12 protein-coding genes are annotated in these 13,624 nt (G+C 68.2%); 9 read left to right on the forward strand and 3 right to left on the reverse strand.

Annotation, left to right across the window (positions count from 1 at the left end):
* Window positions 1–12: 12 nt before the first annotated feature.
* Window positions 13–366, reverse strand: a complete 354-nt coding sequence (locus ADBZ9K_RS23320; protein WP_526624633.1) for a hypothetical protein — start codon at window positions 364–366, stop codon at window positions 13–15.
* A 263-nt stretch (window positions 367–629) separates the two neighbouring features.
* Here ADBZ9K_RS23320 and pknB point away from each other — a divergent pair, with 263 nt between their 5' ends.
* The 4 genes from pknB (at window position 630) to ADBZ9K_RS23340 (ending at window position 6,477) form a co-directional block, all read left to right on the forward strand.
* Window positions 630–2,501 (forward strand): Stk1 family PASTA domain-containing Ser/Thr kinase, encoded by a 1,872-nt coding sequence (pknB, locus tag ADBZ9K_RS23325; protein ID WP_526625595.1) that lies wholly within the window; start codon window positions 630–632, stop codon window positions 2,499–2,501.
* 21 nt (window positions 2,502–2,522) lie between these two features.
* Window positions 2,523–3,473 carry a LysR family transcriptional regulator gene (locus tag ADBZ9K_RS23330; RefSeq protein ID WP_526624634.1) on the forward strand — a complete coding sequence of 317 codons (951 nt, stop codon included), beginning with the start codon at window positions 2,523–2,525 and terminating at the stop codon, window positions 3,471–3,473.
* Window positions 3,474–3,557: 84 nt separating this feature from the next.
* Window positions 3,558–4,916, forward strand: a complete 1,359-nt coding sequence (hisD, locus tag ADBZ9K_RS23335; protein WP_526624635.1) for a histidinol dehydrogenase — start codon at window positions 3,558–3,560, stop codon at window positions 4,914–4,916.
* A 103-nt stretch (window positions 4,917–5,019) separates the two neighbouring features.
* Window positions 5,020–6,477 carry a purine-cytosine permease family protein gene (locus tag ADBZ9K_RS23340; protein ID WP_526624636.1) on the forward strand — a complete coding sequence of 486 codons (1,458 nt, stop codon included), beginning with the start codon at window positions 5,020–5,022 and terminating at the stop codon, window positions 6,475–6,477.
* Here ADBZ9K_RS23340 and ADBZ9K_RS23345 read toward each other — a convergent pair.
* The gene (locus ADBZ9K_RS23345; RefSeq protein WP_526624637.1) at window positions 6,474–7,574 is read right to left on the reverse strand and encodes a GGDEF domain-containing protein; all 1,101 of its coding nucleotides are present in this window, start codon (window positions 7,572–7,574) and stop codon (window positions 6,474–6,476) included. The two genes, ADBZ9K_RS23340 and ADBZ9K_RS23345, sit on opposite strands and share 4 nt — an antisense overlap.
* A gap of 109 nt (window positions 7,575–7,683) precedes the next feature.
* On the opposite strand from ADBZ9K_RS23345, the gene ADBZ9K_RS23350 reads away from it, so the two are divergent.
* Together ADBZ9K_RS23350 and ADBZ9K_RS23355 are read left to right on the forward strand one after the other, a co-directional pair.
* Window positions 7,684–7,950, forward strand: coding sequence for a YdeI/OmpD-associated family protein (locus tag ADBZ9K_RS23350; protein ID WP_526624638.1), 267 nt, complete (start codon window positions 7,684–7,686; stop codon window positions 7,948–7,950).
* A gap of 46 nt (window positions 7,951–7,996) precedes the next feature.
* Complete coding sequence (locus tag ADBZ9K_RS23355; protein ID WP_526624639.1) at window positions 7,997–8,965, forward strand: GGDEF domain-containing protein; 969 nt, start codon at window positions 7,997–7,999, stop codon at window positions 8,963–8,965.
* A gap of 1 nt (window position 8,966) precedes the next feature.
* On the opposite strand, the gene ADBZ9K_RS23360 is transcribed toward ADBZ9K_RS23355, so the two are convergent.
* Window positions 8,967–9,572, reverse strand: coding sequence for a TetR/AcrR family transcriptional regulator (locus tag ADBZ9K_RS23360; RefSeq protein ID WP_526624640.1), 606 nt, complete (start codon window positions 9,570–9,572; stop codon window positions 8,967–8,969).
* Between the two features lie 72 nt (window positions 9,573–9,644).
* Between ADBZ9K_RS23360 and ADBZ9K_RS23365 the strand changes: the two genes are divergently transcribed.
* Genes ADBZ9K_RS23365 through ADBZ9K_RS23375 form a run of 3 tightly spaced genes read left to right on the forward strand, consistent with a single transcriptional unit; the run spans window position 9,645 to window position 13,623 of the window.
* Window positions 9,645–10,628 (forward strand): nitrilase-related carbon-nitrogen hydrolase, encoded by a 984-nt coding sequence (locus ADBZ9K_RS23365; RefSeq protein WP_526624641.1) that lies wholly within the window; start codon window positions 9,645–9,647, stop codon window positions 10,626–10,628.
* Window positions 10,625–12,241 (forward strand): amidohydrolase, encoded by a 1,617-nt coding sequence (locus ADBZ9K_RS23370; protein WP_526624642.1) that lies wholly within the window; start codon window positions 10,625–10,627, stop codon window positions 12,239–12,241. The genes ADBZ9K_RS23365 and ADBZ9K_RS23370 overlap by 4 nt, the downstream gene beginning before the upstream one ends.
* Before the next feature lie 11 nt (window positions 12,242–12,252).
* A complete protein-coding gene (locus ADBZ9K_RS23375) occupies window positions 12,253–13,623 on the forward strand; it encodes an amino acid permease (protein ID WP_526624643.1) in 1,371 nt (456 codons plus the stop codon).
* Window position 13,624 lies beyond the last annotated feature (1 nt).

Genomic DNA, 13,624 nt, shown 5'->3' on the forward strand with positions numbered 1-13,624 from the left:
CCCGAGTAGACGCTAGTCGGGGCCGATCTGAAGGTGGATTCCGCGGGGGTGTTCACCGGCCGGGTAGCGGCGGACGACCCGATGCGGTGCCGGGCGCCCGCGGGGCGCAGCGGTGGTGGCGCGGAAGGAGTAGCCGTCCTGGCTCCCGGGCAACGCGGTGGGTTCCCAGTCGAAGTCCACGGTTTCGCCCTCGAATGCCTCGCGGTATCCCCCGGACACCTCGACGACCTCACCGGGGCCGGCCGGCGGGATGTCATTCCAGAGGGCACTGAAGTGGATCCAGCAGCCGCCGGGGGTGTCGGGGGAATCGATGACTCCCCACCCCTGCTCGGGATGCCACTCCCGCACGGTTCCCACCGACTGCATCGTCTGACCCTAGCCGGGCCGGCTACGCGCGGAACACCCATCGGTGCCTGCCATGCGGAATCGCCAACCGCCGACAACGCCCATACTGATGACTATGGCGATGACTATGGCGATGACGTCACCGGTTGAGGCCACGCCCTGTGCTTGCCGAGGCAAATACCCCGTGAAGCACAGGTTTGATGAGCAGCGTAATCGGGTCACCGTCGTGGGTGTGGTCGGCCAAGCAGACGCCCGTCGTGCTTGATGCGGATTGATTCGTGGCCATGATGCCGCCTCGACACCTCTCGGATCGCTATGAACTCGGCGAGGTCCTCGGCTTCGGCGGCATGTCGGAGGTGCATCTGGCCCGCGACACCCGGTTGCACCGCGATGTGGCGGTCAAGGTGCTGCGCGCCGACCTGGCCCGCAACCCCAACTTCTACCTACGCTTCCGCCGCGAAGCCCAGAACGCCGCGGCGCTGAACCACCCGGCGATCGTGGCGGTCTATGACACCGGTGAGGCAGACACCGAAGCCGGCCCGCTGCCCTACATCGTGATGGAGTACGTCGAGGGCGTGAGCCTGCGCGACATCGTCGACAACCGCGGGCCGATAGAACCCGATCAGGCCATCGAGATCATCGCCGACGCCTGCCAGGCCCTGAACTTCAGCCACCAGCACGGCATCATCCACCGCGACGTCAAGCCGGCCAACATCATGATCTCCAAGACCGGCGCGGTGAAGGTGATGGACTTCGGCATCGCCCACGCCATCGCCGACGCGGGAAACAGGTTGACCCAGACCGCCGCGGTGATCGGCACCGCCCAGTACCTGTCGCCGGAGCAGGCCCGCGGGGACAAGGTCGACGCCCGCTCCGATGTCTACTCGCTGGGTTGTGTGCTCTATGAGCTGGTCACCGGTGAGCCGCCGTTCCTCGGGGACTCCCCGGTGGCGGTGGCCTACCAGCACGTGCGCGAAGACCCCATCCCGCCGTCGCAGAAGCATGCCGGCATCTCACCCGAGCTGGACGCCGTCATCCTCAAGGCACTGGCCAAGAACCCCGACAACCGCTACCAGACCGCCGCCGAGATGCGCGCCGATCTCGTCCGCGTCCGTAGTGGTGAAAAACCCTCCGCGCCAAAGGTATTCACCGACGCCGAGCGTGTCGGCCCGGCGTCATCGGGCGGCCGGTCACCGGTCACCGAGCAGTTCGGTCCCGTCGGACGCGGTGACGATGGCGGGCCGGGAGGCGGCGGGTCGGTGCGCCGCTGGCTGGTCGCGGCCGCGATGCTGGCGGTGCTGACCCTGGTGGTGGCGATCGCGGTCAACCTCACCGGCGACCAGCGTGACCAGCGGGTGCCCGACGTGCGTGGCCGCCCTGCCCAAGAAGCGATCACGGCGCTGCAGAACCGCGGATTCACCGTCCGTGCACCGGTGCAGAAATTCGATTCATCGGTGCCCCGCGGCAATGTCATCGCCACCGACCCGAACGCCAACACCGCGGTGGCTGCCGGCGACGACATCACCATCACGGTGTCGTCAGGACCCGAACAGCGCGAGGTGCCCAACTGCTCGAACCTCAGCGCCGACGACTGCGCGCGCCTGCTCGGCACCGCGGGCTTCACTCGCACCAAGCGCACGCGGGAGCCCTCGGCGAGCGTCCCGGAGAACGTGGTGATCGATACCGTCCCGGCCGTCAACCAGACCACGGCCATCACCACCGAGATCGTCATCGAGGTCAGTAGCGGTCCGGAGGCCCGCCGCGTCCCCGATGTGTCGGGCCAGACCGTCGAGGACGCCACCAGGAACCTCACGACCGCCGGATTCCCCACCGTTCTCACTGGCCCCGCCGACAGCACCCTGCCGGCCGGTCAGGTGGCCGCCACCGATCCGCCCGCCGGAACGGAAGTCTCGGTCGATGCTGCGATCACACTGAAGGTGTCGCGCGGCAACCAGATCGTCATGCCGAGCCTGATCGGAATGACCTACCTGGAAGTGGTGCCCTATCTGCAGGGGCTCGGCCTGGTGGGGCAGTTGCTCAACGGGGGTGACCTCCCGGGTCCCGATGCGAGCAGAAACCGGGTCATCAGGCAGGATCCGCCGGCCGGGGCGAGTGTGAACCGGGACGGCACCATCACCGTGAACTACGGGTCATAGCGGGCATAGGGTTCTCCTGCGATGACCCTCAATCAGCTCAGGGCTTTCCTGGAGGCGCAGCGCCTCGGCTCGTTCACCGCGGCCGCCGACGAGCTGGCCATCGCCCAAGCGTCGGTATCGGAACTGGTGCGCCGGCTCGAAGACGAACTCGACGCCCAGCTGTTCGTTCGGGGCAGCCGCCGGCTGACCCTGACCGCCGCCGGGCAGGAGCTACTGCCCTACGCCCAGCAGGTGGTGCAGGCCGCCGACGACGGCACCCACGCGGTGCGCTCACTCGGCTCACTCGGAGGCGGCACCGCCACGTTCGGGATGCCCCGCAATGCCGACTACTACCTGCTGTCGAGCCTGGTGCAGACCTTCCACAAGCGCTATCCGGCGGTGCGGGTACGCCTGGTCGGGCAGAACTCGGCGGAAACCGCGGCGGCGATTCAGACCGGTGAGATCGAGGCCGGCATCCTCATCCTGCCGATCGACGACGAGGAGTTGACGGTCCGCCCGCTGGTGCGCGACGAGGTCTTCTATGTCAGCGCGGACCCGGCGCGCACCGCCAAGCCCGTCACCATTCACCAGTTCGCCGCCGCCGACTTGGTCCTCTATGACGCCCACTACGGCTGGAAGGATCCCACCCGCCGCCAGCTCGCCGAACGGGCCCAGCTGGCCGGGCTACGGCTGGAACCCATGATCGAGATCGAACACGTCGAGTCCGCACTCAAGTTGGTGGCCGCCGGCGTCGGCGACACCATCGCCAGCGGCGCCGTCGTCGAGAGTGCGGCGTTCCCGGCGGGCCTGCACACGGCGCGGTTCGCCGAGCCGCTGTTCGACGTCGTCGCGTTGGCTCAGCACCGGGCCCGGCCGTTGTCCAACGCCACCCGCGAGTTCGCCCGGCTGGCCGAGGACACCGTCCGCGAGCTGGCCGCACCCGAATCCGGTGACCGATCGGCGGTCCCGCTGATCACACGGCTCCGGCGTTGAGCAGCACATATAGGGAAATCCTGACCTTCGCGCAGGAATCATCCATCTAGTCCTGTGGCGAATCCTGGCTTAACGTCGCCGCTCATGCAGATCACCCCCGACGAAGCCCGCGCCCTCGGCCCGTTCACCTGGCTGAAGAAGCCCGCCGTCGACGGGCCGCCCGCCCAGCGCCTGCCCGAGGTCGTCGACCGGGTGGGCGCGATGCTCGCCGACATCGAGCGCAACGGACTGGACGCCGTGCAGCGCTATGCGCGGGACCTCGACGGCTGGTCGGGCCCGGTCGAAGTGGATGCCGACGTGCTGCGCAAGAGTGGCGACGCGCTGCCGGCCGATGTGCGCGCCGCACTCGAGCTCGGCTACGAGCGCACCAACCGCTTCGCCAGCGCGCAACGCCAGCACCTCGCCGATTTCGAGATCGAGCTGGCTGCGGGAGTCACCGGCGGCGTGCAGTACGTCCCGGTATCTCGGGTGGGCGCCTATCTGCCCGCCGGCCGCTTCCCGTTGGTGGCCAGCGCCTTCATGACCGTGGGAGTGGCCAAGGCCGCGGGTGTGCCGACCGTGCTGGCCTGCTCGCCGCCCTCCGGTGAATACGGTGTGCACCCGGCGGTGCTCTACGGGGCCTACCTGTCCGGCGCCGACCGCATGTTCGCGCTCGGCGGCGTCCAGGCGTTGGGCGCCATGGCTTTCGGCCTGCTCGGTGAAGCACCGGTCGACATGTTGGTGGGGGCAGGCAACGCCTACGTGACCGAAGCCAAACGCCAGCTGTTCGGCCGGGTCGGCATCGACCTGCTGGCCGGGCCGTCGGAGGTGGCGGTGCTCGCCGACGACACCGCCGACCCGGAGTGGGTGGCCGCGGATCTGCTGGGTCAGGCCGAACACGGCCCCAACTCCCCCGCCGCGCTGATCACCACGTCAGAATCGCTGGGGCACAGCGTGATCGAGGCCATTGACCGTCAGCTGCGCGCATTGACCACACGGGATGTGGCCGGGGCCGCCTGGCGGGATTACGGCTCGGTCATCGTCGCGGGCGACCGGGCGCAGGCAGCAGCGATCTGCGACGTCCTCGGGCCCGAGCACCTCGAGGTCCAAACCTCCGACGACGACTACTTCCACAAGGAGTTGCGCAACTACGGCTCGCTGTTCCTCGGCCCCTGGAGCACGGTCGCCTACTCCGACAAGGGCATCGCCGGCACCAATCACGTTCTGCCGACCGGTAAGACCGCCCGGTACAACGCCGGGCTGTCGGTGTCGCGGTTCCTCAAGCCGCTGACCTATCAGCGAGCGGGTCGGGAGGCGACCCCACAGTTGGCGCCCGCGGTGGAGCGAATCTCGGCGTTCGAGGGGCTGGCCGCCCACGAAGCGACAGCCACCGTGCGCATCGAGGCGATCGGGCGGCACTCGGGGGCCTTCGACGGCACCCCGGCCGTCGACCGCGAACGGTGATCCCGCGATGACCTCGCCGATCGCCGGCCCGACCTGTACGGGGACATCGCGGTACCCCGGACCCCCTGTCCGCCTCCTCCAGACCTCCTGAAACGAGGAAACCGTGTCCCGAGAGTCGTCCACCATCGAATCCAAGTCCATCGACTGGGTGCCCCTGCAGGATCGGCGCGGCAAGCCGTCGACGCTGTTCCCGCTGTGGTTCATGTCCAACGCCAACCTGACCACGCTGGCCACCGGCATGGTGGGTGCGGCGCTGGGGGCGTCCTTTCTCACCTCGCTCATCGCGATCGTCCTCGGCGCGGCGGTCGGCACGGTGTTCACCGCGTTCCACTCCGCGCAGGGCCCGCAACTCGGCCTGCCCCAAATGATCCAGTCCCGAGCGCAATTCGGGTACCGCGGAGTCGTGGTGATCTGTGCGGTCGTTATCTTCAGCATCGTCGGGTTCAACGTCTTCAATCAGATCCTGGCCGGCGACGTGCTCACCATGGTCACCGGCAGCGACACGCACGACCTATGGTTCGTGCTCATCACCGGCCTCGCGCTGGCGCTGGCGATCTTCGGCTACCACTGGATCCATCGGGTCCAGACCTGGTTGACGTGGCTGTTCCTGGCGACGTTCGGGGCGTTCACGGTCGTCGCGCTGGTCGCCTCCGATGTGCCGCAGGGACAATTCGGCTTCGGCGGATTCAGCTGGGCCGCCTTCCTCGTCCAGTTCGCCGCCGCCGCCGCATACGCGCTGGGGTGGGCCCCCTACGTCTCGGACTATTCGCGCTACCTGCCGCCGCAGACCAGTCCCCGAAAAGCCTTGTTCCACACCTACACCGGGGTCTTCGTTGGAGCCGCCTGGCTGATGGTGCTCGGCGCGTTCGTCGCCGCGCTGTTCGCTGATGTGTCCCCGCTGGACGCCGTCCGCAACACGGCCGACGACATCTGGCCCGGTTCGGGGCTGTGGCTGCTGGCCGCCGCGTTGCCCGGTCTGGTCACGGTCATCACCGTGAACATCTACGCCGCCTCGATCGAGCTGATCACCGTTGTCGACTCGTTCCGCGCGGTTCAACCCACCCGGCGCCTGCGTATCGTCGCCTGCACCGTGATTGCGGTGGCCGGCCTGCTCGGCGCGGTGGCGTCCAGCGGAGCGTTCCTCGCCAACTTCAGCAGCTTCCTGGTGGTGCTGCTGTATCTGCTGGTCCCGTGGACGTCGGTGAACCTGGTCGACTACTACTTCGTCCGGCGCGGTCACTACGCCATCCGGGAGATCTTCGTACCCCGCGGCGGGGTGTACGGCATGTGGGGGTGGCGGGGCCTGATCGCCTACGGCGTCGGCATCGTCGCGATGATCCCCTTCGTCGTCACCGTCTGGTACACCGGACCGGTCGCGGCAGCGATGAACAACATCGACATCGCCCTGTTCATCGGACTGGTCGCCTCGGCGGTGGCCTACATCCTGATGGCCCGCTCACTGGATCTGAGCGCCGAGCACGCCAAGGCCGAGGACGATGCCCGCGAGCACGGCATCGAGGCGGTCACGTTCGCCGGTCGCATCGCCCCCGTCGAGACCTAGGCCCCGCACGGGTCGGCACCGGGCTGGCCGCCGTGGCAGACCTGGTTTCCGCCCGCGCGTTTGGCTTGGTACATGGCGGCATCGGCCGCGTCGATGAGGTCGTCGATGAGCTGCGGGTGGGGGCGCGGCCCGCCGTACTCCAGGAAGACACTGGCGGTGCCGATGCTGGCGGTCACCGGGGCAGGGGTGTCGGCGATGGCTTGGCGCAGTAATTCGGCGTTGTCCCACGGCCCGGGGCTGCGTTCGATGTCGGCGACGACGAACTCCTCTCCCCCGGATCGCCCGATCACCGCGGAGCGGCGGTAGGTGCCCGCCAGCGCCGCGCTGATTTCGATCAGCGCCGCATCGCCGGCGGCGTGGCCGCGGGCGTCGTTGAGCTGCTTGAAGTTATCCAGGTCGACCACCGTGATCACCAGATGGGCGCCGGAGTGGTGGTGGCGCATCATCAGCTCATAGACCGACTGGTGGAACGAGCGCCGATTGTGCAGCCCGGTCAGCGGGTCGCGGCCGGAGCTGCGCAGGTCCGTGCGCAGCACGAGCACCATGGATTGGATGCCGAACGGGAGACTGATGTTGACCGTGACCACCACCACGACGGCCGCGGCCGTCAGATAGATATCGCCGGTGGTGGCAATGACCCTGCCGGCGAGCATGGCGGCACAGGTCAGCGCGATGGCGCCGTTGATCACGACCTCGGTGAGCGTGTGGAAGTAGGCCACGAACCCGCCGATCACGGCGAACGTCGCGCAGCCCATCAGGCCCGTGTACGGGTTCGAAAACGACAGGCACGCCGCGGCGATGGTCACGGTGGAGGTCAACGCGAACACCAGCGACTGCCGGCGCGTGGGCCAGCGGATCACGAACGGGAGCGTCGCGGCCGTCGCCAACCCGGCGGACACCAAACACACCGCCGCGGTCAGTCGGCTGTTGGGGCCCGAGGGGCTGCGCACCATCAGGGCGGTGGACGCCGCCAGGGCGAGGGTGGCAGTGACCACCATCACCCGCCAGACCCGCTGGAGGCCGCGGTCGTGGAGATAGACGCTGATCCAGTCGAACTGGTCGGGCTGACGGCCCGGCAGGCGGTCCCACCGAAGCATCTGTCAACCCCCATTCGCCTCGGTGACCCCGGTGCCGAGTAGTTGCCAGAACGATTTTGCCAGCGCAGTGCGGCCGGTATCGCGCGGGGTGCGCGGCTAACCTGGCCGGGTGGGCAGTCAACGGGTCCCTGGCGGAGTTGTGCACACTCTCCCCGCCGATCTGCGCGCCGCGCTCGTCGCCGACGCCACCGCGCTCGCGGCGTGGAACGACATCACCCCGCTGGCGCGCAATGAGTTCATCTGCTGGGTCGAGGACGCCAAGCAACAGACAACCCGGGTACGGCGCATCCGCCGCACCCGGGAAGAACTGGCGGAAGGCAAACGCCGGCCCTGCTGCTGGCCGGGCTGCAAACACCGGGAACGCACCGGTACATAACGGCCACCGCCAAAACTGGCAAACGCGTGCGGCGATAATGGTGGGCATGGATCAGCCCGCCACCGCCAGCCATCGGGAGACGCTGCGCCGGCAGATGCTGATCAGCTATGCGCTGTTCGTCTCCGCCCTCTATGCGATTGGCGTGCTCTCGTCGGTGAGTGACTCCACACCCACCGACCCGCGTGGGGAGGCCGTGGCGGCCTCCTTGAGCCTGGCCGCATTCGTGTTGTGCCTGCCGAACGCCCTGCGGGGCTGGCGTTACGTCGCCGCGGTGTCGTTGGTGAGCGCGGCTCCGGTGGCGGCGCTGTTCTTCCACGTCCACCTCGCCGCGCAGGTGTGGTCGTTGATTCCGTTGATGTTCCTGGGCATCTTCGTGCGGACGTGGCATAACGTTGCCGTAGCCCGCTGGTATGTGGTCATCGTCGGAACCGCCGCAGCGATCGGCCTGGAACTGGCACCGGCGCAGGTGCCGCGGTTGTGGCTGTTGCTCTTCTTCCTGTCGATCGCCGCCGCCTCGGAGGTGTTCGGGCTCAGCCATGCGATCCTGCGCGACGCGGCCGACCGCGATCCGCTGACCGGGGTCTGGAACCGGTCGGGGGTCAGTCGGCAGGCAGATGCGTTGATCGCCGTGGGGCGCCGGCGAGGGCAACAGCTTGCGGTGATGATCCTCGACGTCGACGACTTCAAGATGATCAACGACCGGGACGGGCACGCCGCCGGTGACCGGGTCTTGGTCGGGTTGACGCGGCGATGGCGAGCACAGCTCCCCCGCGGCGCGGTCCTCGGACGGCTCGGCGGCGACGAGTTCATCGTCCTTCTCGGCGGATGCGACGAGGACCTCGCCCGCAAAATCGCGCCCGTGCTGGCGCAGGGCTATCCGGTGTGCGTGACGGTCGGCATGGCGCTCGGGCGGCCGACCGACCCGGATGACTTCACCGCCCTGCTGGCGGTCGCCGACGCCGATCTGTATCGCCGGAAACGGCAACGGAAGGCGCCGCCGGCGAGCGTCGAGTGACTCACGTGCCGGCCGACAGGCCCCGCAGGAGGACCGCCAGGCCGTACTCGAAGGCGTCGTCGGCCCGATCCGGGATCCCGACCCCGGTGGCCAGCGCTTCGGCGAACTCCGGCCCGACGTCGTCGCCGGAATGCCACGGCTCCTCGGGGGCGGCCACGTCGAGCGCCGACCCGAGCACGAAGCAATCCATCAACGTGATCACCCGCAGCGTGTCGGTCGGGTCGAATCCGGCTCGCCGCAGCGTCACCGCCAGCACGTTGTACATCCGGATGGCATCGCTGCTGTTCACCGGGTAGGCCGTCAGCAGCGGAATCAGCCGCGGATAGCGGGCGAAGCTGCGCCGGTAGGAGCGCAGCACGTCGGCCACCACAGCGGTCCACGGCCGGTCGGGCTGGTCCTCGGGCAGGTGCACCTCCGACATCGCCCGCTCGCGCAGCAACTCGACGATCTGGTCTCGCCCGGAGATGTGGTTGTACAGCGACGATGGGCTGACCTGCAGCTTGCGGGCCAGGTCGGGCATCGTGAAACCGCCGGTGGCACTCACCAACTCCATCGCTGCCGTGGCGATCCGGTCGGTGGACAGCAGAGGCGTCGACGGCCGGCCCATGATTTCGTCTTTCTCTTGCGAAGAGTTATGAGCGAGTTCACACTAAACGAATCTGATTCGTTTAGGAGCCGAATGATCACCCTGACCGCGCCCGCACTGGAGCCGCTGTCCCGCTCGGTGCCCTCGCACCGGCCCGCGTTACGGGTCGCCCTGGTGCAGCATCGGTGGCGACCCGACCCCAATGACCTCGCCACGACACTGCGCTGCGGGATCGACCGCGCGGCAGACGCGGGCGCCGCGGTGGTCTTCCTTCCCGAGATCACCCTGCTGCGCTATCCGGCCGACACCCCGGCCGGGGCCAACCCCGCCGCCCTGGCCGAAGACCTGGCCAACGGGCCCACCTTCGCGCTGGCCGCTGACGCCGCGCGAGCCCACGGAATCTTTGTGCAGGCCTCGCTCTACGAGCGGGCGGCCGAAGACGGTGACGGGCTGGGATACAACACCGCGATTCTGGTCTCGCCCGCCGGCGAGCTGGTCGGTCGTACCCGCAAGCTGCACATCCCGATCTCGGCGGGCTATTACGAGGACACCTACTTTCGGCCCGGACCGGCCGCCGACCCGTACCCGGTGTACGCCCCGGAAGGTCTCGACGCCCGGATCGGCATGCCGACCTGCTGGGACGAATGGTTTCCCGAGGTCGCACGCAGCTACTCGCTGGCCGGGGCAGAGATCGTCGTCTACCCCACCGCGATCGGGTCCGAGCCGGTGTTCCCGGACTTCGACACCCAGCCGCTCTGGCAACAGGTGATCGTGGCCAACGGCATCAACAGCGGGCTATTCATGGTCGTGCCCAACCGCGTGGGCGACGAGGGCGCGCTCAGCTTCTACGGCTCATCGTTCATTTCCGATCCCTACGGCCGCGTCCTGGTTCAGGCGCCCCGTGACGAGGAGGCAGTCCTGGTGACCGACCTTGATCTAGACCAACGCCGCGACTGGCTGGAACTGTTTCCGTTCTTGTTGACTCGCCGGCCCGACACCTACGACGCACTGACCCGGACGGTCGTCACCGCCGAGCCCTACGGCGCCGGCCACGCCGCCACGGCGGTGGTCAAGTGAGCGCGACGCTGTTCGCCGGCGGGGTGATCTGGACCGGCACCGGAGAAGAATCCGATGCGCTGCTGGTCACCGACGGCGTCGTACAGGCGCTCGGTCAACAGGCCCGGGAGCTGGCCGCCGGCCTGGACTGCGAGCAGGTCGACCTCGAGGGTGGATTCCTGATGCCCTCCTTCGGCGACGGCCACGCGCATCCGCTCTACGGCGGGCTGGAAGCCGTCGGCCCGGCCGTGCGCGGCTGCGCAACGGTCGACGAAATCGTCACGGCGGTCAAGATTTACGCCGAGGAACACCCCGACGAGGAATGGATCGTCGGCGCCTCCTACGACGGCAGCCTCGCTCCCGGCGGCCTGTTCGACGCCCGCTGGCTGGATGCGGCGGTCCCCGACCGGCCGGTGGTGCTGCGGGCCTGGGACTACCACACCCTGTGGGTGAACACCGCCGCACTCGACCGTGCCGGGATCACCCCCGACACCCCCGACCCCGTCCTCGGCGAGATCCCACACCGCCCAGACGGCTCCGTGCTGGGAACGTTACGGGAATGGGGCGCAACCGATTTAGTGATGAACGTGATGCCGCCGCGCGATGAGCGCCACCGCATCGGTGCGCTCGGGACGGCCGCGGACTACTTCCTGGCCCGCGGCGTGACCTGGGTACAGGACGCCTGGGTGGAGCCCGGTGACGTCGCGACCTACGTGGCCGCCGCCCGCCAGGGCGCCCTTCGGATGCGGTTCAATCTGGCGCTGTATGCCGACCCGCGCCACTTCGACACGCAGATCGAGCAGTTCGCGCAATCCCGACGCGAGGTCGAGGCCGCCGCATCCCCGCTGCTGACCGCGCAGACGGTGAAGTTCTTCGCCGACGGTGTCGTCGAGAACGAGACCGGTGCGCTGCTCGCGCCGTACTGCTCGGGGCTTCACTCGCACGGTATGCAGAACTGGGAGGGCAACTCGTTGGCCGAGGCCGCGCGCCGCGTCGACGAACTCGGACTGCAGATCCACATCCACGCCATCGGCGACGCTGCCGTCCGCCAAGCACTCGACGCCATCGAATATGTGCAGGCGCACAACGGAAAACGCGACCGCAGGCCGGTGATCGCCCACGTCCAACTGGTGGACGAGGCCGACATCGAGCGGTTCGCCGCCCTCGGTGTCATCCCCAACATGCAACCGCTGTGGGCGCAGATGGACGCGCTGATGACAGTGTTGACCATTCCCCGCCTTGGTGTCGAGCGATCCGACCGGCAGTACCAGATGCAGACCCTCAACCGCACCGGCGCGGCCCTGGCCTTCGGCTCGGACTGGCCGGTGTCCTCGGGGGCGCCGCTGGACGGCATCGCCGTGGGGACCTCACGGCGCACCGCCGAAGGACAGCCGGAAGGCGGCTGGACCCCGCACGAGATCGTCCCGATCGAGCGGGCCCTTTCGGCCTACACCGGCGCCGTCTCCTACCAGGCTTTTGCCGAAAATAACTGGGGCCGAATAACTCCGGGAGCCAGCGCCGACTTCGTCTGGCTGGCCGCCGACCCGCGCAGCACCCCTGCACTCGAACTGCCGACCCTGCCCATCCGCGCGACCTACCTGCGCGGCCACCTCGCTTACACCAGCGCGACCTGAAGGACACCGTCATGACCGTTCCGACAAACGCCTCAGCGGCCAACCCGCTGTTCGAAGAAGAAGGCACGCTGCAGCGCGCGCTGGGCCTGCCATCGCTGGTGCTCTTCGGCCTGGTGTACATGGTCCCGCTGACCGTGTTCACCACCTACGGAATCGTTACCGAGACCACCGGCGGCCGGTTGCCGTTGGCCTACATCGTCACGCTGGTCGCGATGGTGTTCACCGCCGTGTCCTACGCACGGATGGCGGTTGCGTACCCGGTGGCGGGGTCGTCGTACACCTACGCGCAGAAGAGTTTCGGCGCTCCGATCGGCTTCCTCGCCGGGTGGTCACTGCTGCTGGACTACCTGTTCTTGCCGATGATCAACTACCTGGTCATCGGGATCTACCTGGCGGCGGCCATCCCGGCGGTGCCGACTTGGGTGTTCATCGTGGCGGCGATCGTGATCGTGACGGTGCTCAACATCGTCGGCATCGTGTCGGTGGCACGGGCCAACTTCCTCATCATCGCGGTCCAGACCATCTTCATCGTCACGTTCGTCGCGCTGGCGGTCGCGAAGGTCTTCGGCCACGGCAGCGTCGACATCGCCGCCCCGTTCACCGGTGACGGCAGCGCCACCGGCATCTCGCCGATCTTCGCCGGCGCCGCGGTGCTGTGCCTGTCCTTCCTCGGATTCGACGCCGTCTCGACGCTGTCGGAGGAGGCCAAGGCGCCCAAACGCGATGTCCCCCGGGCCATCCTGATCGCCACGCTCGTGTCCGGACTGATCTTCATCCTGCTGTCCTACGTCTCCCAGCTGGTATTCCCGTCCAACACGTTCGCCGATGTGGATTCCGGATCGCTAGACGTCATGACCGCCGCCGGCGGACAGTTCCTGTCGACGTTCTTCACCGCCGCCTACGTCGCCGGTGCACTCGGCTCGGCGCTGACCTCGCAGGCCTCGGTGGCGCGGATCCTGTTCGCGATGGGGCGCGACGGCATCCTGCCGCGCAAGGTGTTCGGCCACGTTTCGGCGCGGTTCAGCACGCCGGTGTATGCCATCGTGGTGGTCAGTGTCGTCTCGCTGCTGGCCGTCGTCATCGACCTGGCGATTCTGGCATCGGTGATCAGTTTCGGTGCGCTGGTGGCGTTCTCGGCGGTAAACCTGTCGGTGATCAAGCACTACTTCGTCGACCTGCGGGAGCGGCAGGGTCGCCAGCTACTCACCAGCCTGATCTTCCCGATCATCGGCTTCATCCTGACGGTGTGGTTGTGGACCAGCCTGGACGGACTTGCGCTCACCATCGGGTTATGCTGGCTGGCAATCGGATTCATCTGGCTGCTCGGCGTCACCCGCGGGTTCCGGCGCCCCACGCCGGTGCTCGACATCGAGCACGAATGAT

Origin of the sequence: Mycobacterium sp. (assembly GCF_965229265.1) — a bacterium.
Lineage (GTDB): Bacteria > Actinomycetota > Actinomycetes > Mycobacteriales > Mycobacteriaceae > Mycobacterium.

Excerpts from the sequence above, each read along its gene's own strand:
- ADBZ9K_RS23360 (WP_526624640.1), bottom strand. The coding sequence starts at position 9,572 with ATGGGCCGGCCGTCGACGCCTCTGCTGTCCACCGACCGGATCGCCACG.
- ADBZ9K_RS23320 (WP_526624633.1), bottom strand. The coding sequence starts at position 366 with ATGCAGTCGGTGGGAACCGTGCGGGAGTGGCATCCCGAGCAGGGGTGG.
- ADBZ9K_RS23345 (WP_526624637.1), bottom strand. The coding sequence starts at position 7,574 with ATGCTTCGGTGGGACCGCCTGCCGGGCCGTCAGCCCGACCAGTTCGAC.
- pknB (WP_526625595.1), top strand. The coding sequence starts at position 630 with ATGATGCCGCCTCGACACCTCTCGGATCGCTATGAACTCGGCGAGGTC.
- ADBZ9K_RS23375 (WP_526624643.1), top strand. The coding sequence starts at position 12,253 with ATGACCGTTCCGACAAACGCCTCAGCGGCCAACCCGCTGTTCGAAGAA.
- ADBZ9K_RS23330 (WP_526624634.1), top strand. The coding sequence starts at position 2,523 with ATGACCCTCAATCAGCTCAGGGCTTTCCTGGAGGCGCAGCGCCTCGGC.
- ADBZ9K_RS23355 (WP_526624639.1), top strand. The coding sequence starts at position 7,997 with ATGGATCAGCCCGCCACCGCCAGCCATCGGGAGACGCTGCGCCGGCAG.
- hisD (WP_526624635.1), top strand. The coding sequence starts at position 3,558 with ATGCAGATCACCCCCGACGAAGCCCGCGCCCTCGGCCCGTTCACCTGG.
- ADBZ9K_RS23365 (WP_526624641.1), top strand. The coding sequence starts at position 9,645 with ATGATCACCCTGACCGCGCCCGCACTGGAGCCGCTGTCCCGCTCGGTG.